The following is a 25,174-nucleotide window of genomic DNA, read 5'->3' on the forward strand; positions in this document are numbered from 1 at the left end:
TAAAGGTATAAATTCCATAATGAGATTACAAAAAAAATGAAGTTGTCCCAAGAGCAATTATCTTTTTGTCTAAAAATGCCCTGCCTCTCACCCAATCACTTTCGGAACACTTCACTACAGAAACATAAAAAAGGTGCCCTTTATTACTTTTAGGACACCTTCGTTAATTGTCTCACAGAAAAGAAACTCCTTATATTTCCAGCTCTGGCACCATATCTTTCAATACAGTTGTCTTGCCCTCTTCGCTGATAGTTGTAGTATCGTCATAAACGAGACTTACATTTTCCTTCTTGTTTTCTACCGAAAATGTTGTTTTTCCGCCGGAAGATAAACTCAACTTTATTATCCATTCGCCAACCTGTATCCGGTCATTAGAAATAAGCTGAGGTACTGCCCCGTTATCTTTTTGATGGTGGGTACTTATCACTGTCGCAAAACGGCAGGTTTTCTTCTTGGGTGTTGTTGCCGTAAAGTGCCAATGGTCTTTATATGGAGCAAAATGGCCTTTGTCGTCAGCCCTTAGCCAGTTTATTGCCGGATAGAAGAATTTATTAGACTCTTCCACATCCAATTTATCGCTGGAGAACAAATAAGCATCGGATACCCCGTCAGCATTAGTTGCTTTTATGTGTACAAAATAGTTCTTTTCTTCTACCGTCATCGGGTTTTCTACGGTATGCAGCAAGTAGTTCCAATTGACATCCGTATCGGCTTCCAGTTCGTCGTAAATAAAGATGAGGTCAGCACTGCCCAGTTGTACAATATGGCGGCGGAAGGTTTTCAGGTGATTTTTGTCCCATCCGTTTTCGGGTATATATTCAAGTTCCGACAACCGCCCGCGTTCGAGCCAAAGCGACGAAGTCACCTCTCCGTAAGCATTCGAAGCATCGCCTACCACATATCCTATTTTACTGCCGGAATAGTAGCGCGGAATCCAGCCATAGCCTTCTGTCCCTATTTTTTGTCCCATACCATTCACCAGGATAGTATTATGTGCCCGTGTGCTGCGGTGCGAATAGATACTGTGCTGGTCGGTAAAGCTGATATGATGCCCACTGCTGTAAAACAACGACTTGCCGCCATAGAATGTATTAAACGCATTCTGATTTGCCAAAGCATGAGAGGTAGACCCGTAGGGGCTGGAGCGGAAACTGAGCATAGCATTTTTACTGAGATTGTGCCAATCGGACATAAACGAGGCTAAACCCGTTTGAGGAAAGACGTAAGATAATGGAAGGCTTTCCAACCCTTTACCTCTTGGCAACTGTTTTTGGCACTGCATTCTGAACCAAGATAGATCGCCGGCCTTTCCCATAAATCCCTTTTTCATCAGTTCCGGCTCATTACCGGATATAGTGCGTACATAATCGGCTAGATATGTATTGTTGGTCAGTTTAGCCAATGCATCGGCATAAGCCAGGCGTGGGCCGTTCGGTTTCTTTACATTCTGGTGCGAACTACCGTTTCCTCCCGATTTGGAGAATGGCGGTTGCTGATAGATAACATACATGGCAGAACCTTTGTACCAAGGGTCGGAAAAGAAGTCGTAGCCACTTAGCCGGCTATAGAAATAGGGGACTTCTACCAAGGTACGGATATTTACATGAAAATACGAGTCGCCATTGTGCCAGCCACCATCGGCGTTAAGCCCAGGGAAGCGGGCAAGCCATATATTGTAGCTATATTCAGTCCATTTCGCTGCTTCGGGCAATTCTCCATATACGGCGAATGCAGCCATAGTGAAGATGCGCAGATTCATCTGCCAATTGTGATTATCGGCAATATGATTTTCGAGATGATTGACAAAGTGATTGAATATCTTCGAGCCATTTTCCTTTATTTCTTTCAGCAGCATTTGCTTTTGTGAATCGGACAACAGGCTGTAAAACGAATCGTATGCCATAGAAGACAGGGATAACAAAGTCGCCTGGTTGAAATCGCCTACAAGGTAAGGAGAGTTTTTCCAGCTCACCATTTCTTCTATCCGCTTCATTGCGGCATCATAGTACACCTTGTCTTTTGTCAGCACATAGGCTCTTACCAGCACTTCTATGTTCGATTCTTCGCGGTCGATAATGCGGCGGCTTTCGCGGGTTAGCAGGGCATTCCTTTTCACTGCATTGTCCAACCCGGCAACCTTGCTTGTATCTATGTCATTAGCCAGATTTGCCAGTTTTGTTTTCAAAACCTTATCAGCCCTTCCGAGATACCATTCACGCTCCTGTGCCTGTTTATTTTGGCTGATAAAGCTATCCCACTCACTTTCGAAAACTAATATGCGGGGGTGGTTTGTAGGCAGTTTTTTAATTACTGTACTGTAAGGCGGAGGACAAAATTTCGCAGGATTATCCTTTACTGTGAATTGAAGCTTTTCCGACCATTCTGTTTTATCTCCATCTACATAAGCATATTGCCAGTACCAGATCCCCGGCGACAAAACTTGTTCGGGATTGTAGAAAGGCCATGAGGTTTCGGCATTTACAACATCTTTTTCCAGAGCCGGATCCTGAGAAAACCGAAGCTTGTAATTTACCTTATTTGCATCAGGCTTTTTGTGGCGGGTTTTAGATTCTACTCCGTCAAGGGCACTACCTCGGGCACCTGTATTATCTTTGAGAGGCCACATAAACGACACATTGCGGTCTGATATAACTGCATTATTTAGAGGCGATGAGGTTTCCCGCATCTCATGCATAAGCGTAGCATCTGTTAGTTTTATTGTAGATTGAGCCAGTACATTATGCACTATTAATGATAATAGTAAGATAATACATATTCTATTTTTCATGATATTTTTTTTATGGAAGGTGACAAAAGTAAAGTAAACAATCCCAAACACGGTCATAGCAACGCTTTAACGAATCGAAATGTCGTTCAGGTTGACATTTACTTTTTTGCGGTCGGCATATGTCCATCTAACAAAACGGGAATCTTCCGACAGTTGATTTGTAAATTCTGAATCTTTTTCAAATGTATTTTTATCATTGTATTCAGCAATTACAGTCCATTTTTTTCCGTCTGCGGATTCCTCTACTAAGAATTTTCCATCGAAAACAGTTCCTACGGCAGTCAATTTATAAGATACTTCCTTTGCTACGCCATCAAATGCTACATAAAACGATACGTTTTTGTCTCCGAAACGAGCTACTGTTGGTTTTGTTTCATCTGTTCCGTATGTAGCCCAGCCAACTACATCCGAATTATAAACTGAGCCATTTGAGTCTGAGAACGAAAGGACGAAAGGCAAGCTTGCCGGTTTGAGTTGTTTTACACTTATTGTCCAGTTTTTTGATTCATCTTGCTTGCTTATTTTCACATTTTGTGCTTGGGTAAAATCTGCTTCAATTGGTTGTTCCAAAGTACAGGCACTATATAGCTTATACTTAAAATCTATTTTTTTAAGGTCTACACCTGTTCCTACGATTTGTTCGACGACTGAAGTTTTATTTTTTCCATTATCTTTTATTCTGGCTTCTGTTATTGCTCCCTGAGCATTAAATTGTGCAAATCCTTGTGCTTTACCTAGCAAGCTACATGAAAGAATAATTACTAATACTGAAATTTTTTTTAGAGTTTTCATGGTTTTATTTTTTTAGATTAAGAGTCTGTTTAAATAGGATTTATTGAGAGGAAAAGCATAAGCCCACAGCCCCCATAAATCCGGCTTTATTACCTAGCACAGCACGCTCTATCGTCGTATTGACTGCACAATCGGACATAACATAACACATGGCCGCGTCTCTGATTTTATCTATATAAAATTCACCGGCATCGGTCAATCCTCCGCCAACAATCACTTTCTGCGGACTGAAAATATTGATAAAACCGGCTATGGCATGCCCCAGAAAGTTGCAATTCTCGTCGATAGCAGCAATTGCCGTTTCGTCTCCCGACTTGTAGAGGTTTATAATATGCTCGCCATCCACATCCGGCGATGATGATTTGTGTTTTTCTTCATACATCTTCCGGTAACGTTTGACCATAGCTGCGGCAGAAGCATATGTTTCGAGGCATCCTACCGAACCGCAAGCGCATGGCTCGCCATTGGCAACGAAAGGAAAATGCCCAAGTTCTGTACCACGGTTTTGGTATCCGCCATAGAGCTTTCCGCCGATAATTACGGCTCCGCCGATGCCCGTTCCTACTGTAAGGAATACGACATCTGTACATCCTTTGGCTGCACCAAAGCGGGCTTCGGCAAGTCCCATTACGTTGGCATCGTTGTTTACATACGTATCGAGTCCTGAATGTTCTTTTACAATCTTTGCCAAAGGAATATTTTCCCACTCCGCAAGATTCTCCGCACCACCTAATACAATACCGTTTTTCTCGTCTACAATACCGGGAGTGCCTATGCCTATACCACAAATTTCCATGTCGTTTTCTTTGGCATATTGCGTCACCGTATCTACAGCCAATAGTAACTGCCCTACAATTTTCTCAGCCGATTCGTCAGCGCAAGAGGGGATCTTGCCTTCTTTTACGATAGTCCCCTCGTTGCCAACTAGTCCATACTTGATGGACGAACCGCCTAAATCTAAACCTATTGCATATTTCATTATCTAAATACCTTTAAATTCTTTCTACCCAGATAGGCGAACTCCATGCCCACTGATTGTCGCGTTGGCGTACACGTACATAATAATGGTCGGTGCTTTTCTCCGGCTTATCATCTGTCATGAAGTGCTCGAATGTGAATGCCGACACAGGTATAGCACGGTGAAACTGTATGGCTTCGCTGAGCCATCCGTTCATAAACTGGGTTTTAGTGCCTTGCAGCAATTCTGCTAATGTATAATCGAATTTCTTACCGTTAAATTCTACGGTAAACACTCCCGATTTCGACATCGTTACATCGAGAATAACCGCCTGGGTAGATGCTGTCACCGTATTAGGGTTCTTAGTAGTGTACATTTCCAGTTGCACACTCTTGCTGTTTTTGTCCAGTACCTTGTTTACCAATGTAGGCTGTTCCTTCACTCCTTTTTGCGGCGATGTGTATGGCGCTCCGCGGAAGCAGGAAGTAACCTCGTTGATAGTCCCGTTGTTTATCTTGATAGAGCCGTCCCATTTCACAGGTTCTTCGAAACGGTTCCAGCCAAACTCGAATTTCACCTTAGCCCTTATTACGTCTTCCGCTGGAATATGTGGAGTTAATGGCCCGCTGATGCGTCCGACGGTTTGTCCATTTTTCACAATGTCGATATAGTCGATAGCACTTTCGCCTATCACATTTACGTATATGCGCCGGTTGTTACCTTTTATTACATCCCCTATCGAGGCATCGTTGATACGGAAATCAATCAGTATCTTATCGCCTGTTGCGCAGCATACCTTACGGTTTTGCAGCGCATCCCAGATGGCTTCGCGTGTAAGTGCCGGAGCATAAACGCCGATGCGCCCGTCGCCGTAACTGCCCGGATAGCCGGCGTGCTGGTCGGTAGAGCCCATGATTCCGAACTTATGTCCCTGGTTCAGCCCGTACATGATTGTACCTTCCCAGTGGCGGGGTCCCATATCGTGCAAATAAGGGTAGTCGCCCAAGTCGCTCTCGGCAAGTCCGTGACGCGAATACATTTCGACAAAAGGCGTCTGGCTGCCTTCCGAGAAGTATTTCCAGTTATAGCCCCTGTATCCTTCCTGGTAGCCCATGTGGTGAGGAGTGATAAAGGTTCTTGTTCCCAGAAGTTTCTTCTTTAAGTCCTCCACCGAAGTACATTCTACCAATGGTGCATTCAGGTCGTAGTTCAGTACCACATGGTCGCCATGCTCCATGCTGTGGCATTCGTAAGACAGGAATGTAAGGAATTCGTTTTCCTTATTGTATTCATTCGTCATTTTCACATACTTATCCCAACCTCCCGCGCGCAGACGGCGAAAAGCGCTCTCGTGATATTCTATAACCCATTCGAGGCGGGGATCATTCTTGCCCGGAATATCCGGCCACATAGCATGGGGAGTAACTGCTACGAAATCGAGCTGCCCTTTAGCAGCCTCAAATGCTTCTTTCATTCCTCCGTGACCGTATGTAAGGTTACAGTGGTTGTGGATATCGCCCCAGAACACTTTCAGGTTGTTATCAGCGCCCAAAGGGATGTCTTTACTTCCTTTGGCCATTGCGCTTGCTGTATTTTGTAATAAGCTGCCTCCGGCCGCTATACCTGCAAGGGTTACGCCGGCACTTCTTATAAATTTGCGTCTGTTCATCATGGTTATAGTGTTATAATATTTTACTTAATGTTATTTTACATTGTCTTTATATTGTTCTCTATTTTGTGCCAATATATCTTCCAGTTCTTTCTGTATCTCTGCATATTTAGGTTGCCCGTAGAGGTTATTCATTTCTTTCGGGTCGCTTTGCAGGTCGTACATCTCCCATTCGTCGATATCGTTGTAGAAGTGTATCAACTTATAGCGGTCTGTCCTTATTCCATAGTGTCGTTTTACACTGTGCTCGGCAGGATATTCGAAGTAATGGTAATAGGCTGCTTTCCGCCAGTTTTCTGGTGTGTTCCCTTCGTTAGACAGTACAGGCAATAAAGATTGTCCCTGCATATCGGATGGGACTTCAACGCCTGCAATATCGAGGAATGTAGGGGCAAAATCCACATTCATGCTCAATGCCGAAGTGGTGCTGCCTGCCTTTACAGCTTTCGGATAACGCACTACAAGCGGCATACGCTGGCACTCTTCGTACATAAAGCGTTTGTCGAAAAAGCCGTGTTCGCCTAAGAAGAACCCTTGGTCGGAAGTGTAAACGATGATTGTATTATCAAGTTCGCCTATATCTTCGAGGTATTGAAGTATTTTGCCTATACCCTCGTCTACAGCCAAAGTAGTAGCCAGATAGTCGCGCATATATTGCTGGTATTTCCAACTGACGAGTTCTTTGTCTGTCATCTTTTTGCTGCGGAACTCATTGATCCGTTGCGCATAGACTTCGTTCCATTTATCTTTAGCCGATTGCGGCATACGCTCATATACTGCTTTGAAACGTTTGTCCGGAAAATCGTCTTTGGCAAGCTCTTCGGCTGTCGCCAGTTTCAAGTCCCAATAATCGGTCAGCGTTTTTGCTATCGACATATCCTGCTCTTTAGGAGCGCGGCTGCGGGTGGCAAAATCGTCGAACAGATTGTCGGGTTCGGGGAAGGTAATATCGTTGAACGCGCCCAAATGCCTTTCGGCAGGCATCCAGTTGCGATGAGGAGCTTTTTGGTGCACCATCATGGCAAAAGGCTTGGAAGCGTCCCTGTTTTTTATATAGTCTATCGCTTTATCGGTAATTATATCAGTAGCATACCCCTGTTCCTGAATAGCTTTGCCGTTCTCCACAAAATCGGGATTATAGTAATCGCCCTGCTCGTGCTGGCCTGAGAGGATGCTCCAATAGTCGAACCCTTGCGGCTCTGAGATCAGATGCCATTTGCCTATAATAGCAGTTTGATAGCCATTGCGTTGTAATATCTTGGAAAAAGTCTCCTGACTGCCATCGAATGTCTTGGCATTATCGGTGAAACCATTGATGTGTCCGAACTTACCTGTAAGGATGCAAGCCCGAGACGGGCCCGACAGTGCATTGGTAGCATAGCAGTTGTCGAAACGGATACCTTCGTTTGCTATGCGGTCTATATTGGGCGTCTCTACCAATTTGCCTCCGTAAGCACTGATAGCCTGGGTGGTATGGTCGTCCGTCATTATAAAAAGAATGTTGGGACGTTTCTGTTCCTGAGGCTTTTCTTTGCAGGCTGCAAGAGCTAAAGGTAAGAGTAGTAGTGGAGTATATTGTTTCATGGTATATTGTTTTTGTTTTAATTACAGAGATACGAGATACAATCAGGCGAGTCAGCTAATCGCTATGACATAAGAAGTTACCTGCCGCTTAGTTCGTCTTTCAATAACCTTACCAACATCTTATCGTTTGTCTTCACCCCCCAGTCGTACAATTTTTGCCGCATGGCGAGCAATGTGTTTTCATATTGCTTATCCACAGCCAGATTTTGCATTTCGTATGGGTCGTCTTTCAGGTTTACAAGTTGCTCCTTGTTTTTAAAGTAGCGATAAAGCGTATATTTAAAATCTTTGCCGACAACCGACCAACCTCTGGTATCAATGCCGTCGAGCAGTGTTTCGACATAAACTTCCGTATGATGTGTGTTTGTTTTGCCATCAAGAATCATACGCAGGCTTCTGCCGCTCAGTTCCTTGTTCTCACCTGCTCCTGCATAGTCGCAGATGGTCTGGTATATATCAAGATTGATGCTGACCAACGCCTCGTCGTTAACTACGCTTTTTGTCTTGCTATCAGGTGCTTTTACAATGAAAGGTACACGGATTATCTCTTCGTGCAGCACCCTTTTCTGGTTTGCACGGTGCGCCCCTACCCCATCGCCATGATCGCTGACAAAGAGTATCAGGCTGTTGTCGTACAGATTGTTCTTTTTCAGTTCACTTACCAACCTCACAATTTCTTTATCCACCCTTTCCACCAGACGATAGTACGCATACAAGTAGCGGCGCCAGTCGTCATCGCTATACATTCCGATAGGGTAAGACTTCGGCACCCATTGCCGGTGCAGTGTTATAGCTTCGGGATAATATGCAGGAATAGACGCATTGTAGGGCAATGGCGGACATTCTGATATATCAGCAACAGAAAGTTTGCCGTAATGCAACGCCTCGTCGCGTGCAAATTCGCATATCTCGTGCGGATTGAGGAAAGAAGCAACCAAAAAGAGCGGTTTCTCCCTCTTCTTTTTCAGATGGGGAATGCAACTGTCAACTAATATAAGGTCGTTCATGTCGCATACTTTCTCGAAACCCGTCCCCTCTTCGGGTATATTTACCAGTTCGGGTGCGTGCCATTTTCCGGCATAGAGGCAATCGTATCCGGCAGCAGAAACAGTATAGCCTATGCTATTTTGCATCTGTTGGCCAGGCAATTCGCCTCCGTTATCTTTCACACCTATCTCCACGGGCATACGGCCTGTTATCAGGCTCGAACGCGACGGTCCACTCAGGGGATATGTAACATACGAACGGCTAAAGCGGATGCCATCCTTCGCCAGCATATCCATACCGGGAGTCTGCACATAGGGATTGCCGGCGCAACTCATCGCCGAAGCTGTTTGTTGGTCGGTAATGATAAGTATAATATTTGGCTTATCCTGTTGCTTATTATTGGACTGTGCCGGCACTTGTTGTGCCGACACCATTCCCAATCCGCCCATCAACAGGGAGGATGCAACTGTAAGGTTGCGTTGTTTCATAGAGTATAATTTAAGTTATACTTCTTCTTACCTACTTCTACCTTTATTTTCAATCCATTTTTGTCGAATTGCTTATTTTCGAACGTTGCCTGTATTTTAGGCGCCGATTGTTCGTTTTCGACAGGCATTATAACTGTGATGAAGCGCACAGGCGTATTGTCCTTCTTATCGGTGGTAAAAGCAAATGCCTCACGTTTTGCCTTTTTGCGGTAAGCATAAGACACCCAACCTTCTTCTTCAACCATATCGACCGGTTGTGCAGGGAAACATTGCAGAAGGACATTATTCTTGTCTTCGAATTGTGTGGCTGCCGACAATTTGTCTTTTGCTACATTTACCTTTCCTTCACACATTTGATAATGTATTGCCACATTACCTTTTGCATCGCCTATTGCCTCATCTACTATGACAAAGAATTTCTGATCGACAAAGAATACCGAACGGCGATGGTCTAATCCTTTATAGCTAGGGTTTTGAAGAACCAATTTATCCAGTTTAGGAGTAGTTTCCCACAACAGGCATTTAGTATCAGTGCTGTCGAGGTTAGCATTGTCCAGCGTCAGCGTTTTGTGTACCATTGTCTGACGGAACCAGTTGCGCTCTGCCAATACATCTTTGTCGCCGCCATATACATAGCTTCCTGCATCGGGGAAGAAATTGCGTCCGTTGATATACAGTTCGAATGTACCATTATCGGGTTGGTTGTGCCAGAATGCAGGAGGCCCTGCTTTCAGTGTCATTTGGGTAGCATCGGTTTCCCAGCCGTTGCGGAATACGAAGAAGCCCGAAGGTTTGAAAGCTATCGAAAGGTTGGCAGGCGGGGTGCCTTTCTTGTGTTCGTTTCTCATGTACCGTATAGCTTCGTTGCGAGGGAACATTTTCGCCCACGACCTGTAGTTGCGAAGCATAGACCTTTTGTCGTCCAGCTTGGCATCGCTGAACATCGGGTTTGTATAGTCGGGGAAGAAGGTATTGATAACGATCATAATCATTTTTTCCACAGTGTCGAAATATGAGCCCGGCAATTCGTCTCTGAACCCGTTGGCATCGGCTATGCTGATAGCTTTGGCAAAAATATTGATAGCTGCCAGATGGTAGTGCGGGTCTAATTCGTATTGCATACCGTCTTCGTAAACCTGTATTTTTATTTCGCGGTTAAGGATGTCTATACCGCTTTTCCTCCATGTAGGAGCATTCTTAAACTCAGGGAATAATACGCCTGCATATAATTCGCGTTGAGCTTCGAACAACAGGTGGTTTCCTTGTTTCGAGTAGTTTTTGAGTATATGCTCGGCGTGCTTGCTGTAGTTAACAAGAAACTGAGATAGAAATTCGGGCGTAAAGTGCGGAGAATTGAGGAATAGCAAAAACTGTATTGTCTGATCCTGTACACGGTGGCTTACCTCAAGCGGACGCCATGCAAAACGAACGTTGTCTATAAGGTCTACGTTGGCATCAGGGTCTTCGTTGTTATATTTCTTCAATATCAATGGGTTTTTCTCTATCCAGTCCATATACTGATGTACCCATTCTTTGGCATATTTTTCGTCTTTTGTAATGAAATATGCCTTACCCATTGGTTGCCACCATTTGGTGCGGTGTAACTGCCAGCGCAGTTCGTTATCTTTTACCGGCCAGTATTGCCAGTTGATATCGTCTCCATAATGATAAGATGGTTGATAACCCTTATGCACGAAAAAGACATGCTTCAACCCGTCATCAGCCCATTTTTGTTCTTCTTTCGTTATTTTCACATTGTTCAGGTCGACATCCGGATGACTGATTCCCTGACGTTTGCGGTAATAATCGAGTAGTGCGGCAGCCGCTTCTTTATCCTTGCCTGCGGCGTGTAGTTCTTTTACTTTGCTTAAGCCTTCATAGTTAAGATTTATAACATTGAACACTTCCGTGTTGAGTTCCTGTCCTTTTGCCATAAAAGCAAGCATAAAGAAGGAAATAGCGAAAACGAGTTTTTTCATATATTATGTTATTAGATATTGATTTGTTCCGGAACAGGTGTTTTACATCCAGCCAGAAACGGTATTACTGATACTGCAATATTATACAATATATACAAAAGAGGCTTTCAGTTATGTCCTGCAATATTGAAATATAGTGCCAGTAAATATCAATTTTATTTCGAAAAAGATTAAAATTGTCTATTTATCCATTTTCTTTACATATTCGGTAGGTAAAATTCCAAAATATTTCTTGAAACTGGTAGTGAAGTATGAAGGTGTATTGAAGCCTACCATCGTACTGATTTCGGCGATCGAATACCGTCCGTCTTTGAGCAGGTTGCAGGCATGGCTAAACCTTATTTTCTTGATAAACTCGATGGTAGACTCTCCTGTTATCGCCTTCATCTTGAGGTGAAGGTTGGAACGGCTCATCGCCATTTTGCTGCAAAAATCGTCGATAGAGAAGTCTATATTATCGAGGTTTTGCTCGACAATAGACTTGGCTTTTTCGAGAAATTCCTTGTCCATCTCGTTGAAAGTGATCTTCTGCGGATCGACATCGAGGTTGTTGGAATAATGCTCCAATGTGCGTGTACGTGCCTTGAGCATATTGTGTACTTTCATTTTCAATATAGAGATATTGAAAGGTTTGTACACATAGTCGTCGGCACCTACCGAGAGGCCTTCCATCTGGTCTTGCTGGTTTGTTTTGGCTGTGAGCATGATGACGGGGATATGGCTGGTACGTATGTTTTGCTTGATGGTTTTACATACTTTCATACCGTCTATACCCGGCAGCATAACATCGGTGAGTACCAGGTCTATCTTTTTCTCTTTCACCAGCCTCAGCCCTTCTTCCCCATCGGGGGCAACCAGTACATTCGCCGATTGGCGGAGGCTATCGGCAAGATAGTTCCTTACATCCATATCGTCTTCTATAATAAGTATAACGGGCTTGCCTTCACCTAATTCCTCTTCATTGTCGGTGCTATGCCCGTTTTCTTTCAGCAGGCGGACTACATCTACTTCGTCGTGAGCCATTATTTTGTGCGCAGCACCTTCGCTATTGATATCGGTAAGCTCCTGCTCGGTATATACTTCTTTTTGTTGGGGCAGGGAAACGATGAACTCCGAACTCTTGCCCGGTTTGCTATTGAGCGTAATCTGTCCGTGATGCAGGTCTACAAGGCGTTTTACCAGCGAAAGCCCTATACCTGTACCTATATTGTCGGAGTTTACCTGATAGAAGCGTTCGAATATGCGTGCCTGATACTCTGGCGATATTCCTATACCCGAATCTTTAACAGACATGATGAAATTACCTTCTGCAATTTTCAAACTGATGATTATAGAACCATGTTCCGGCGTGAATTTGAATGCGTTGGACAAAAGGTTCGATAAGATAAGGTCGAGATAATGAGGATCGTAAATTACAGGTTTGTTCTTCAGTTCATCCTCCAGTATAAAGTCTATATCTTTTTGTTTAGACAAGCGTTCGAATAGGCTCATCGAGTTCTCGATCTGAGGCAATGGGCTTTGCTCCGCAACTTTCAGTTCGAATACCCCTAACTCTGCACGGCGGTAGTCCATCAGTTGATTTATCAGGTATAGCAGTTTGTTGGAATTGCGTTCTATTATTTTCACCTGGTTTTGTATCCGCTTGTCGTTGGTCATATTTTGTATCTCCTGCAAAGGGGATATTATCAGGGTGAGAGGGGTACGAAATTCGTGCGAAATATTGATAAAGAAACGCAGTTTCATCTGGTTTACTTCGTCCATTTTTTCTTTCTCCAAGCGTTCGAGTGCCAATTGGTTTTTCAGCCGTTGACGGTTGTATAAGAACTTGAGCAACAGGAATAGTATTGCAAATGCTATTGCTGCGAATAAGATTCTTGCCCATACGGTTTCCCACCAATGGGGCAGTATTTCTATTGTAAGGATGGTTGGCTCTTCGTTCCATTTCCCATCGCTGTTGGCTGCTTTCACATAGAAAGTATATTTGCCGTATTTGAGGTTGGAATAGGATATAGTGCGCCTGTCCTCGGTATAAATCCAGTCGGTGTCGAAGCCTTCGAGCTTGTATGCGAAGGTATTATGCTGCGCCGAAAGAAAGTTGGGCACTGTAAACAGCAGGCCTATAGATGTTTGTCCGGGTTGCAATGTAATGCTTTTTGTCTCGCTGATGTCTTCGGATAGTATTCCTGTATTGTCGCCCGGAATAACAGGCCTGTTGAATAATAGTAATTGAGTGAGCATTACCGACGGAGTGAACGGGTTGTCGGTCAGTTGTTCGGGAAAAAAGGATGTGATACCGCTTATCCCGCCAAAGAACATTTCGCCCGACGACGTTTTGCAATACGCATAGCTGTTGAACTGTTCGCCCTGCAACCCATCCAGCAACGAATATGTCCTTATCTCCTCATTCTTGGGATTGTAGCAAGCCAGTCCGCGGTTGGTACTGATCCATAGGCGGTCGAAGCTATCTTGCAGAATGCCATATATATTATTGTTGGGTAAGCCATCGGCGGTAGTTATGGTCTTGAATGTTTTCTGGGTTTCGTTGAATGTACACAGCCCTATGTTTGTCCCTATCCATATTTTGTTTTGCTTGTCTTCGAATATGCTATAGATACGGCTCTTTGCCGACATATAGTCTTCTGTTCCTATTTCATATTCTTTTATCTCTTTGGTGAGGAAGGAAAAGGTATAAATCCCACTCTCGGTTCCTATCCACATTTGCTGCCTGCTGTCGAGAAACAGCACATATATATGGTTTTTGTTTATCTTGCTCAGGTATTTGTTTTTCTGCCCATTCTCAGGCAAAAAAGAGGAAAAAGGTGTAAATGTGTCTTTCTCGGGGTTGTAAACCACAAGCCCGTTCAATGTTCCTACCCAGATATTCCCATGCGAGTCTTTTGAGAAGGAATATACATTGTCGCTGCCTATATCGCTGTTTCGTTCCGTGTAATTCCTTATGCTGTTTGTTCTTTTGTCCAGCCTGGCCAATCCTCCTCCATGAGAGCCTATATATACGTGATTGCCATCTACCAATACGGCTTTTATATTGTTCGATAATATTGCATTGCCATTATTGGGATTTGCGGTATAATAGGTAAATCGTTTCGTATTCAGGTTGTACAGGTTCAGCCCGTTGTCGTTTGTCCCTATCCACAATTCGGTAGGATTGTCTTCTATTATGCAGCTTACCACATTATCGCTCAATGAATTAATATACGGAATATGATTAATCCTTTCGAACTGGTTTTGCAAGGGGTGGTAATAGTTCAGCCCTCCGTAGAAAGTACCCAGCCACATTGCGCCCTGATTGTCGAGATATAGTGTACGGACTGAATTTTGGTTGATCGATTTTTTTTCTACTTCGTTGCTGTAATAGCGGCTAAAGGAGCCATCTACTTCGTCAAAAATATTCAAACCGATGAAAGTCCCTACCCATAGCCGTTGCTGATCGTCTACACAAAGGCTTCTGACAAAGTCGGACGAAATGCTTCTATCGTCATTTTTGTTGTGCCTGTAGTTTTTTATTTTACCATCTTCGGTAATGTAATATAGCCCTTGTCCTTCGGTTGCGACCCAGATACCTTTGCGGACCGAGCAGATATCCATTATATTCTTGCCTGCCAATTCGCTCCTGAAAGGGACGATGCTTTCGTCTTTCAGGTTCATCATATACAACCCGCTGTTGGTACCGATCAGCAGCAGGTCGTTATACTTCTCCAATACCTGAAAGTTGTCGCACAATCTCCCTTTGGCCGACAGGGTGCGGTAGGTATTCAGTTCGGTATTGAAAGACAGGAGCCCTTCGGAGGTAGCCAGATAGAGGCTTGTGTCGGATATTTGTATCAGGCTGTTTACCTGAGCCTTGTAAGGGTAGCTATGAAACAGGTCTTTCTTGTTGTCGTATAAAGTTACACCAGCATTTGTCCCTGCCCACAGTTGCCCTTTATTGTCGAGGAACAGGCTGCGGATAAGGTCTGATTGGATCGAGTTTTCGTTGTTGCTTTCGTGCCTGTAAACAGTGAAGGTGTATCCATCGTATTTGTTCAGCCCATCGGCTGTGGCTACCCACAGAAAGCCTTTCCTGTCTTGAATAATATCGAATACTGTGCTTTGCGACAAACCGTTTTCGATAGACAGTGATGAGAATTTTATAGAGGGAATCCTTTTATTGGCAAATGCAGGAACGAATACACTGCTCCATAATACCAAAAGAATATACAAGCACTTTCTTTTCATATTGATTATATGTTAGCTTTTTTATAAAAATAAGCAATAGCTATGAAAAAACTAAGCTTTTGAGCATTTCTCAGATTATTTTAACTCTTCTTCGCTATATCCGGCCAGATTGTAACATACAGGAACAGTACTGTTGCCGACTCGGTATATACCAAATTTGAAATAATAGCCGTCGTCGTCGTTGCGTCCTATGAGTATTGTTTCGTTTTCGACGATATGTTTAGATATTGCTTTACCATCCTTACTATACGACATTTTCACATCCAGTTTTCCGGGAGCTTTTATTTCCTCCCTCTGCCCATTATACTCTGTCCATTTAACCTCGGTGACGAAAGTTATCCAGCAATCTTTCGGAAATTCGTCGAAATGTGACTTGTATGCTATCGTAGAGGCTTTGTAGTCGGACGTAACGGGTTGCATTATAGCCACCTTTGCCGGATCGGCATTGCACCGGTCTGTTTTGTCGGTCAGCCATTTCCTGTCCGAGTTGGCTTTGATGTAGAAATAACCATTAGTAAAGCCAAATGCAAGCGGTGGATAACCACCCTGTTCTACCAACCAGCCATTGGCTTTTCCCGCCTTATAGGTTATGTTGCCTTTGGGGTCGGTTACTTCTATTTTATCGTGCGCAATGTTCTTTTTAAAGATCATACGGTCGTACAAATCTGCAAATTCGGCATCCGTAAGTTTCTTTACTACTCCATCGGGAGTGGAAACGAGCGTGCGGTCGGGCATCCCGTGCCATTGGGCAAAGATGGTAGAAACGTCGTCGCGCAACGATGAAGGTACATATACCGAAAATGTGTATTTCATGGTACTGCCCTGTTTGCTGATTCCTTTCCCATAATGATATACGGTTTTCATCTTTTGTGCATTGGCGTATGTTTCGGACGAAAGTCCGGCAAAGTCTTCCGGTGTGGCATAACAGTAAGACAGTTCGGCTCTTCCTTTCGTCTCGCCGGCACTATATCCCGATAAGGTATTGTCGCCTTCTTTCAGTTCGAAGCGGAAAGACGGCTTACCATTGAATGGCAGGGAATAGTCGTAAGTGACAGCATGTTTTTTCTTTGTGCCTACCGCTACCCATTCGCCGTCGATAATTTGTGCCGTGCGGGCCGAATCGACTTGTATGTTTACCCTTTCGGTTATTGGTTTCAAGTTGTTATCCTGTGCCAGTGCAAGCTGAAACAGGAAAACGAAAGATGCAAAAGTTAATATTTTGTGCATGGTGTTTTCTGATATTGGTTTTGCTAATAAAGGTACTAATAATCGGCGTTATATAATAGCAAAATCGTATATGCCGGAATTATACTAAAAGATATTCTGACATATACGATCCGCTAAAATTAATACCAGGCTTACAGATCCTTATATTTGATATTCTTAATATCCATATACCTGCTCAGCCCTTCGAGGAAATAGTAGTCGGCATAATTGAGCGGCGCATCTATTTCCGAACCGTTAGGTAGCGAACCTGTAGAATGCTTCAATATGAATCCCTGATTGGTACCAACAGGTGCCAGATAGGTCTCGCCAGACAGGTTGCGAAGTATCGTTTCGGCATAGTCGAAATACTTGCTGCCATCTTCAACCATTGTGCTCAACTCGATGAATGCGGCTGCTGTGATAGCTGCGGCAGAAGCATCGCGAGGAGTTTCTTCTGCGTCGGGAGCATCGTAATCCCACAATGGGATAAGGTCGGCGGTCTTGACACGGTTCATTATCAGTTCAGCTATATTTACTGCCTGGCTGAGATATGTAGTGTCTTTGATATCCCTGTAGCACGATACATAACCATATACAGCCCATGCTTGTCCGCGAGCCCATGACGACTCATCGTTCTTGCCCTGATGTGTTTGCTTACGCTCAACCGTACCATCGCTGTTATAGCTAACTACGTGATAGGATGAATAATCGGGACGGAAATGATGTGCTATCGTCTTATTGGCATGGGCGATAGCCACTTCCTTGTATTTATTGTCGCCAGTTAGTTTCGTGGCATTGAAGAGGAGATCGAGATTCATCATATTGTCGATGATGACAGGGAAGTTCCATGTACCGAAATCCCATGAGCGGATGGCGCCTATAGCCGGATCGAACCTTGAGATAAGATTGTCAGCTGTTCTTACTATAACTGCCTTGATTGTATCGTTTGGCGAAAAAAGCCCGGCATTGCCATAGCTGCAATTGATCATAAAGCCAAGGTCGTGCGTATCTTTATAATAGCTGACCGGATAGAGCAGGTTGGTAAATTTCGCAGCCTGATCTTTCATTTGGTCGTTGCCTGTTATATGATATGCATACCACAAGCTTCCGGGAAAGAATCCGCTGGTCCAGTCATATACGCCGGTAAGTTTGCGTTGCCCTATTTTTTCGGCATCGGGATTGGGGCGTAGCGAATCTTTGAATGTTGAATAATCAGCTTCTATTTGCCTGCAAAGGAATGCCGAATCGTATTCCACCCATATCGAACGGGGCAATTTTGCCGAGTCGGCTAGTTCGGCTGACGTCATGTCTAGCTGTGCGACAGATACATCTATGCTGTTTTTCAACCAACTATAATCATCTTTTGGTTTATTGTTACACGATATCATTGCCGCTAACAGGCAGATGCACATAGTCAGGTTTAATTTCGAATAATTCATCTTTTCAATATTTATTTTGTCATTTATAATATTACCAAAGAGGATTTTGGTCGAACTGGCTCATAAGATCCATATCGCGTTGAGGAATGGGGAACAGTTCGTGTTTTCCTTCTGTCGTGTAGCCCGGTGTTGCCACTAGATAGTTAGGCGCGCCGTTTGTCGACCACCAGTTGCCCAAACGAGCGGCAGTCTCTTTCACCGTTTTGTAATAGATGCCCCAGCGTATAAGGTCGAGACGCCTGTGCCCTTCGAATGCTAGCTCAAATGCACGCTCTTTGCGTACTGCTTCGCGGAATCCTTTTGCATCCAGCCCGTCTTGCAAATCGGCTACATTGCTGGCAACGTCTGTCGGCAATCCGTATCCGCGGCGGCGAACCATGTTTATTGCTTTATATGCTTCTGGGGTCGGGCCGTTTTTCCATTCGTTCATTGCTTCGGCATAGAGCAACAGCACTTCCGAATAGCGGAGCACATACCAGTTTACGTTCGACTTATTATTGTTGATCAGCATATTGCTTTGCGGTACATATTTCTCTATATCCCATTTGGCAGGAGTATAGTATTGCTTTTCCTTTTGTTTTTTTGTAGGGTCGGCATCGTTTATCTCTGCTTGTTCGGGTGTGTCGCTGCTTCCTTTTGCATAAAGCGTTTTCTCGGCAAGGTACTGGTAGTTGGCGATAGAAATATCGCGTCTCAGGTCTTCTGGATATTCTCTCCAGTCGAGAACGAAAGTATGTACAACCTTCACATACCCGGCACAACTGCCCCTTACCCCTTCAATCATAGTTGTTTTAACTCCATTCCATTTTCCAATAGTTCCGATCGGGTCTGAAGCCCCTCCTCCTGCGGTTGGCGAATAGAACGATACTTCGATGAGGCTTTCGCTTGCATCCCATTCTCCTGCCCCGGCATTTTTCCACAACTGCTCGTAATCGTCGAGCATCCTATGTTTGCCCGATGTAATTAATATTTCTGCTGTTTTAGCGGCAGCTTCCCATTTCGATTCATCTTTAATAGGATATCCCGCCCAAGTAGCATATACTTTGGCTAGCAGTCCCAGTGCCGAACCCTTCGACAGGCGGTAAGTCTTGCCCTTTCTCAACGAATCATCTATATCATATGGCAAAACTCGGCTGGCATATAACAAGTCTTGTTCGATAAACTCGTAAACCTTAATCGGGTCTTCCTGTACAAATGTAGACGGATGCTGGTACGACATGGCAGTATTAGTCATCAGTGCAATGTTTCCGAATCTGCGTACCAGTTCGAAATAGTACAGGGCGCGTAGAGTCCTTGCTTCGGCAATATATATTTCAGCTAACGCCTGATCTTTTTCGCTATAACTCCCTTTTTTCTTCTCTATTCCTTCCAGAAAGTCGTTAGCATTGTATATGGCATTGTAAAGGGCTGCCCATGAAGTTTGCAATTCTGCCTGGTTGGCCGAAAACGAGTTTGTAGGGATGATGCGGAAACGCTCGTTGCTGTTTCCCTCCACCTGGGCAATGTCTGTACCCAAATTGAACAGCAGAGATAAATAATTTCCGTACATGCCCTCGGGCACCATACCCCTGTAAACTCCGAGTAATACAATTTCGGCTTCGGCCGCATTGGTCATGTACTTGTCTTTATCTATTTCAGTATTCGATTCCTCATCCAAAAAGTCTGAGCATGCTGCACTGAACATCAACATTGCCGGAATCAGTATATAATATATTATCTTTTTCATTTTTATTCGCATTTAATTAAAATTGAACTTCTAAACCGAAAGTAAATACCCTGCTTCTAGGATAAGCTCCCCAGTCGAGGCCTGGAGTCATAGGATTGTTTCCTGCTGAGGTGACCTCAGGATCGTATCCGCTATAGCCTGATATGCAAAACAGGTTTTGTCCCGATACATATGTACGCAGCCTGGAAATAAATGCTTTTCTTGTCCATTTGGTAGGGAAGGTGTATCCAAGCGTAACATTTTTGAGGCGCAGAAACGATCCGTCTTCCACAAAGCGCGAGTATACATCGTTTTGTACATACCCCTTTACCGATGGCACCTTGTTCGATGCATTGGTCGGAGTCCATCTGTCAGCTACCTCTGCCAGCAAATTCGTACGTTCCATATGTGTTTGGGTAGAATATAATCTTGTTGCGTTATATATGTCGTTGCCATAGTTGAATTGCAGCAAAACGCTCAGGTCGATACCTTTATACTCGAATGTATTGGTGATACCTCCATACCATTTTGGCAAGGCATTACCGATGGCTGTTCGGTCGTTGGTGGTAATTACACCATCGCCATCCTGGTCTTTGTACTTAACTGCACCCGGAGCCAGATTGGAAAGGCGGAGATTTTTGGTGATTCCATCTTTCAATGCCAATCGTCCGTCGGGTGTAGTGTTGAAATCAGAATATTGATATACACCGTCGAACTCATACCCGTATATTTGCCCTAGCGATGAGCCTACAACAGCCATATAATCGTACTCGGTGAAGTTGCTGTCGAATCCGGAACGAGAGTACATGGCGTCGACACCCGACATCAATGCCCTTAGTTCATTACGCATAAATGAAATATTAAAGACTGTAGACCACGAGAAATTCTTATTGTCTATATTCCGGCTATTGATGCTTAGTTCTATACCTTTGTTTCTTATTTTACCGATATTCTGGTATTGATAAGAGAATCCGGTTACTTGGGCAAGGGATTGTGCCAGCAAGAGGTCTTTGGTATCTTTGATGAAGAAATCGGTGGTGATACTCAAGCGATTGTTAAACAAACTGAGGTCGATACCGGCATTGATTGTCGAAGAACCTTCCCACTTCAGGTCTGGATTTGGCAATTGCTTAGGAGTAAGCACAGTGTTGGTTACGGTGCCAAGTCCATATTTGGATATCTGATACAGATTCAGCGACAAGTAGTTCGGTATGCGGTCGTTGCCGACTACTCCCCATCCCAACCTCACTTTGAGGTTCGATATAGGTGATACATCTTTCAGGAACGATTCTTCGGATACCCGCCATGCTGCCGAGAATGAAGGGAAATATCCCCATTTATGATTTTTAGCAAACACTGTAGAACCATCGGCGCGTATAGTCCCTGTAAACAGGTATTTGTCGCTGAGGGAATATTCGGCACGGCTAAAGAATGATAATAGCTTCTTGTCGTAGTAATCGGTTGTCACACGGCTCGGAGTTGCGCCTATTCCCAGATTGTCGTTCCCCAGATTGTCGAATGGAAAGTCCATCGCTTGCCCTTGCAAATATTCGGAACTGTTGAACGCAAGCTCTTCTCCCAACATGACCGAAAGCTTATGTTTCTTATTAAATGTCTTTTTCCAGGTCAGGTGGTTGTAATTACTCCACCTCACATTGCGTCCCATCTGGGTTTGTCCATAAGGTTTTTGTCCGTTGCGGTATGCTTCTTTTGTTTCCATTTTGAAGAAAAGGTCGTTGCGGGTATTGGCCGTATTATATGTTCCGGCAGTTCTGAAAGTCAGTCCTTTCATTATTTCCCATGTAACGCCCAAGTTGGCCGACCATAGTTCGTAACGCTTGTCGTTTGTCGTATTTTGGGCTTGCTTGATCGGATTATACTGTGCCGGGCTGCCACCATCTGCGAGTATTTCGGGGTCGATAGCCATTTCTAGAATTTGCTCGTTAGTATATCTCAATCCACCGGTAGGACGTGCGCCAAGTATCTGGGCTAGCATATTGAAACGCCCTTTGTCGGCTGTTGTCCCAACACCTTTTCTTTTGGTCATAGCATAGTTGAAAGTAGCATCGAATTTCAGTTTTTTTGTCAGTGTTTGGTTTATCTTGAATTTTCCAGATGTTTTATCAAATCCACTGTTTGTGAAAATACCATTTTCGGTATATCTGTTGAAAGAGAAATTATATTTAGTGTCCTGCGTACCTCCATTTACTGTCAAATTATGATCTTGCGACCATGTAGAGCGGTATGTTTCATCTTGCCAGTTTATACCTTCCACTCCTACGTAGTCTTCAAGCGATTGATATTTATAAGGGTTGCCTTCGCCGTCGAGTCCTTCTCTATAATAAGCGCCAATGAGTTTACTCTCGTTGTTGTCGCGCTGTAGCCTAACAAATTCGTAAGGAGAGAGCAGATCGAGTTTCTTGTATATTTTACGGTAGCTGGCCGAACCATTGTAAGTAACCATCGGACGGCCTACTTTTCCCGATTTGGTAGTAACCAGCACAACTCCATTTGCTGCACGCGCTCCGTAGATGGCTGATGCAGAGGCATCTTTCAGTATTTCTATCGACTCTATATCAGAGTTTGCGAGATAGTCGAGATTGCTAACCTCGAATCCGTCGACAATGTATAGTGGCGATGCATCGCCGGTCAGTGTGCCGACCCCGCGGATGTTGACATTAAATCCTGAACCCGGAGTTCCGTCGAACTGGGAGATTTGCACTCCTGCTACCTGTCCGCCGAGGGCTCCCAGTACCGAACTGGTTTTGAAGCCTTCGATGCTCTCAGAACCAACTGAGGCTACCGAACCTGTGAGGTCGCTGCGTTTCATAGTACCATAGCCTACTACTACAATTTCGTCGAGCGAAGAGGCTTTTGGTTGCATCCTTATTACCAGCGAGTTTTGGTTGGTTATTTTCATACTTTGGCTCTCATAGCCTATGTAGCTGAACTGTAAGGTTTCGCCTCTGGCTGCTTTTATCGAAAACTCTCCGTTGGCATCGGCCGATACTCCTACGGTTTTGCCCACTACCGAAACCGTAGCCCCTATCAAAGGGGTTTCGGTTTCGTCTAATATTTTTCCTTTTATTGTAAGCTGTTGTGCATACATCCCCACCGACATCAAAAATGCCATGATGGTCATTGTCCACTTACTAATATTTGTCTTTTTCATTATATTATATGTCATTTTTGTAGCTTATTAGAAATTCTTATCAAACCATAAGACAATAGGGAATGTCTGGCCTCCATTGTTAATATTGCTAGGTCCTGCCGGATCAAATGTTATTTGTCCTGTCATAGCTCCGTTTGCAGGCTCTCCGTCTACAACCCATTTGTTAGGATTCACTACTACTTCAAAAGAGGCAGGATCTACATAGCCTAATGCTTTATCCAATGACGATTTTCCTGCATTTACGTAATATGATAGTGGATCTTTCGAACCAGTATTATTTGTTGCCGATCCCATGCTGTCGAAATAATTTTTCCAAACAAGATTCATAAAAGATCCTGCTACATTTGGCTGTCCATTAGTGTGAGTTCCGTAGAAGTTGAAATAATTGAATGTCCGGCGATAATCCATCGCAAGCTTAGTCATGTCGGCAACTCCAGTTATAACCGGGCTGACTGAACGTCCTCCTTTTGTTGGATTTACCTGAAGAACAAATGGTGTATATTCTATTTTCACACCGTTGACAGCAACAGAATAATCGACAAATACATGTGTCTGTATAGAAAATTCTTCCGGTGTACCTTTTCCTGCTGTTGCAGTAACTACTATAATTCCACATTGGTTTTTAGAGTTAGAGGCAATACTTATTACACCCGTGCTCGAATCTATTGTAGAGCTACCTGTCTGATGGAGATTAGTCATTTCGTAGTGCAACGCTACTTTTGCATCCGTTTCAGGAGTGTCGCTTGTCAGCGCAGCTCCGTTAACCGCCCTGTACTGGTTCGCATAATCCTTGCTCGGAGTCAGTCCCAGGTTGTTTCCGTAATGTACATAAGTGAAGAAATTAGGGTTTTCTTTCACCGTAAGCGTAAATGTAGCTATAGTAGGATTATTAGGGTCGCTCTTCGGATTAGTAGCTTTTACTTTTACAGTATAGCTTCCTAATGGAATGGTGTTGCCTTTGAGTGCGCTGATCTTTCCTTCGTGATCCAGCGTCACGTTTTCTTGCAATGCTGCAGGAAGGTCTACAAATTCGAAACGTACTTCGTCGCCTTTGAAGCCTGCCGATGGGCTGCCCTCGAATGCTACTGCCTGTGTGGCATCAATATTGTCGTACCCAAAGTTTTGGATAGGTTCTATATATTCTACCACTTCCAGTTCGAAAGCTGTCACGAAATCTACTCCTTCTTCCGAATATATGTTTTTTACATTGACGTCTACAACATATTTGGTTCCGGCAACAAACCCATGATTGGCATTAACAGACAATACACCGGTTGCGGCATCTATCAATATTTTGTCGGTAGCAGGAGTTACTTTCTTGATAGAGTACGACAAGCCTTCTACCGATCCTTTGAGTGCAGGCGCATTGCTTGTAAAGATAGTGCTTCCGCTTTGTGCCGATTCTTCTTCTATTTTTCCGGCAGCAGGGGTATAAACCAACTCTAAAGGACGTGAAGTGATATTGATTTCGATAGCATTTTCGAATATCCCCTCATCTTCTCCGTTGGCTCCTGTACTGAGTTTCAGCGATAGGGTATATATGCCCGGCACTAAAGTTGCATCACCTCTTACGATGGATATTTTACCACTTTGGGATATTTCGAAATATTTAGAAAATTCGCTTTTGGCAATCTCATATTTTTTGATAGATACATGGTTGCCGTCTGTCGATACCTGCGCTGTAGGCAATTCTACAGTACTGGCAGCGTCGATAACGTCGGCATAGTCGGCAGTCAGCTTATTTGGTTCTACGGTGATGCCATCGGGTACGGGTTTCATCATATTGACTTCTACAATGTCGGCATACTCGTACATCTTGCCGTTCGAGTAGCATTTGACAGAGAGTTTGTAAAGTCCGACGGACATTCCAGCAGTTTCGCTGATGCTTATTGCTCCATCGTCTTGATTTATACTGAAACTGTCGCCAGAAACCGGTTCGCCGTCAAAGGTTACTTTGTATATTTCAAAACCAGAAGGTTGGCCTCCAATGTATGAAGGGGAACTGATTACTCCGGTCATCGACGGGCCTATATCCGTCATGCCTGTGTAATAAAGTGCAAAGTCTGTTTCGTCGGTAGTCTCTGTATCACTGCATGCCGTGAAGGATACGAATGATAATACTATCGACAAAATGAATAGGAATTTAGAATTAATTAAGTTCATAGTATATA

General features: G+C 43.9%; 13 protein-coding genes. All 13 read right to left on the reverse strand.

Annotation, left to right across the window (positions count from 1 at the left end; genetic code table 11):
- Positions 1-190: 190 nt before the first annotated feature.
- A complete protein-coding gene (locus D0T57_RS10955; RefSeq protein ID WP_163273535.1) occupies positions 191-2,788 on the reverse strand; it encodes a DUF4962 domain-containing protein in 2,598 nt (865 codons plus the stop codon).
- Between the two features lie 66 nt (positions 2,789-2,854).
- Positions 2,855-3,580: a hypothetical protein gene (locus tag D0T57_RS10960; RefSeq protein WP_163273536.1), complete on the reverse strand. Its 726-nt coding sequence runs from the start codon at positions 3,578-3,580 to the stop codon at positions 2,855-2,857.
- A 40-nt stretch (positions 3,581-3,620) separates the two neighbouring features.
- Positions 3,621-4,559, reverse strand: a complete 939-nt coding sequence (locus D0T57_RS10965; protein ID WP_163273537.1) for an ROK family protein — start codon at positions 4,557-4,559, stop codon at positions 3,621-3,623.
- A 13-nt stretch (positions 4,560-4,572) separates the two neighbouring features.
- Positions 4,573-6,207 (reverse strand): Tat pathway signal sequence, encoded by a 1,635-nt coding sequence (locus tag D0T57_RS10970; RefSeq protein WP_163273601.1) that lies wholly within the window; start codon positions 6,205-6,207, stop codon positions 4,573-4,575.
- A 33-nt stretch (positions 6,208-6,240) separates the two neighbouring features.
- A complete protein-coding gene (locus D0T57_RS10975) occupies positions 6,241-7,791 on the reverse strand; it encodes a sulfatase (RefSeq protein WP_163273538.1) in 1,551 nt (516 codons plus the stop codon).
- 77 nt (positions 7,792-7,868) lie between these two features.
- Complete coding sequence (locus tag D0T57_RS10980) at positions 7,869-9,266, reverse strand: sulfatase (protein WP_163273539.1); 1,398 nt, start codon at positions 9,264-9,266, stop codon at positions 7,869-7,871.
- Positions 9,263-11,245, reverse strand: coding sequence for a heparin-sulfate lyase HepC (hepC, locus tag D0T57_RS10985; protein ID WP_163273540.1), 1,983 nt, complete (start codon positions 11,243-11,245; stop codon positions 9,263-9,265). The genes D0T57_RS10980 and hepC overlap by 4 nt, the downstream gene beginning before the upstream one ends.
- 180 nt (positions 11,246-11,425) lie before the next feature.
- Positions 11,426-15,481 (reverse strand): hybrid sensor histidine kinase/response regulator transcription factor, encoded by a 4,056-nt coding sequence (locus D0T57_RS10990; protein ID WP_185154669.1) that lies wholly within the window; start codon positions 15,479-15,481, stop codon positions 11,426-11,428.
- 75 nt (positions 15,482-15,556) lie between these two features.
- Positions 15,557-16,708, reverse strand: coding sequence for a heparin lyase I family protein (locus D0T57_RS10995; RefSeq protein WP_163273541.1), 1,152 nt, complete (start codon positions 16,706-16,708; stop codon positions 15,557-15,559).
- 131 nt (positions 16,709-16,839) lie between these two features.
- The gene (locus tag D0T57_RS11000; protein ID WP_185154670.1) at positions 16,840-18,126 is read right to left on the reverse strand and encodes a DUF4995 domain-containing protein; all 1,287 of its coding nucleotides are present in this window, start codon (positions 18,124-18,126) and stop codon (positions 16,840-16,842) included.
- A gap of 31 nt (positions 18,127-18,157) precedes the next feature.
- Positions 18,158-19,852, reverse strand: a complete 1,695-nt coding sequence (locus tag D0T57_RS11005; RefSeq protein WP_163273542.1) for a RagB/SusD family nutrient uptake outer membrane protein — start codon at positions 19,850-19,852, stop codon at positions 18,158-18,160.
- Positions 19,853-19,868: 16 nt separating this feature from the next.
- On the reverse strand, positions 19,869-23,003 hold the full coding sequence (locus D0T57_RS11010) for a TonB-dependent receptor (protein WP_255490575.1): 3,135 nt from the start codon (positions 23,001-23,003) through the stop codon (positions 19,869-19,871).
- Positions 23,004-23,030: 27 nt separating this feature from the next.
- Positions 23,031-25,166, reverse strand: a complete 2,136-nt coding sequence (locus D0T57_RS11015) for a surface glycan-binding family protein (RefSeq protein WP_163273544.1) — start codon at positions 25,164-25,166, stop codon at positions 23,031-23,033.
- Between the last annotated feature and the right edge of the window lie 8 nt (positions 25,167-25,174).

The sequence above is a fragment of the Dysgonomonas sp. 511 genome (genome assembly GCF_010501105.1).
GTDB lineage: Bacteria > Bacteroidota > Bacteroidia > Bacteroidales > Dysgonomonadaceae > Dysgonomonas.

Coding starts and splice junctions, on each gene's coding strand:
- D0T57_RS10955 (WP_163273535.1), bottom strand. CDS start 2,788: ATGAAAAATAGAATATGTATTATCTTACTATTATCATTAATAGTGCAT.
- D0T57_RS10960 (WP_163273536.1), bottom strand. CDS start 3,580: ATGAAAACTCTAAAAAAAATTTCAGTATTAGTAATTATTCTTTCATGT.
- D0T57_RS10965 (WP_163273537.1), bottom strand. CDS start 4,559: ATGAAATATGCAATAGGTTTAGATTTAGGCGGTTCGTCCATCAAGTAT.
- D0T57_RS10970 (WP_163273601.1), bottom strand. CDS start 6,207: ATGAACAGACGCAAATTTATAAGAAGTGCCGGCGTAACCCTTGCAGGT.
- D0T57_RS10975 (WP_163273538.1), bottom strand. CDS start 7,791: ATGAAACAATATACTCCACTACTACTCTTACCTTTAGCTCTTGCAGCC.
- D0T57_RS10980 (WP_163273539.1), bottom strand. CDS start 9,266: ATGAAACAACGCAACCTTACAGTTGCATCCTCCCTGTTGATGGGCGGA.
- hepC (WP_163273540.1), bottom strand. CDS start 11,245: ATGAAAAAACTCGTTTTCGCTATTTCCTTCTTTATGCTTGCTTTTATG.
- D0T57_RS10990 (WP_185154669.1), bottom strand. CDS start 15,481: ATGAAAAGAAAGTGCTTGTATATTCTTTTGGTATTATGGAGCAGTGTA.
- D0T57_RS10995 (WP_163273541.1), bottom strand. CDS start 16,708: ATGCACAAAATATTAACTTTTGCATCTTTCGTTTTCCTGTTTCAGCTT.
- D0T57_RS11000 (WP_185154670.1), bottom strand. CDS start 18,126: ATGAATTATTCGAAATTAAACCTGACTATGTGCATCTGCCTGTTAGCG.
- D0T57_RS11005 (WP_163273542.1), bottom strand. CDS start 19,852: ATGAAAAAGATAATATATTATATACTGATTCCGGCAATGTTGATGTTC.
- D0T57_RS11010 (WP_255490575.1), bottom strand. CDS start 23,003: ATGAAAAAGACAAATATTAGTAAGTGGACAATGACCATCATGGCATTT.
- D0T57_RS11015 (WP_163273544.1), bottom strand. CDS start 25,166: ATGAACTTAATTAATTCTAAATTCCTATTCATTTTGTCGATAGTATTA.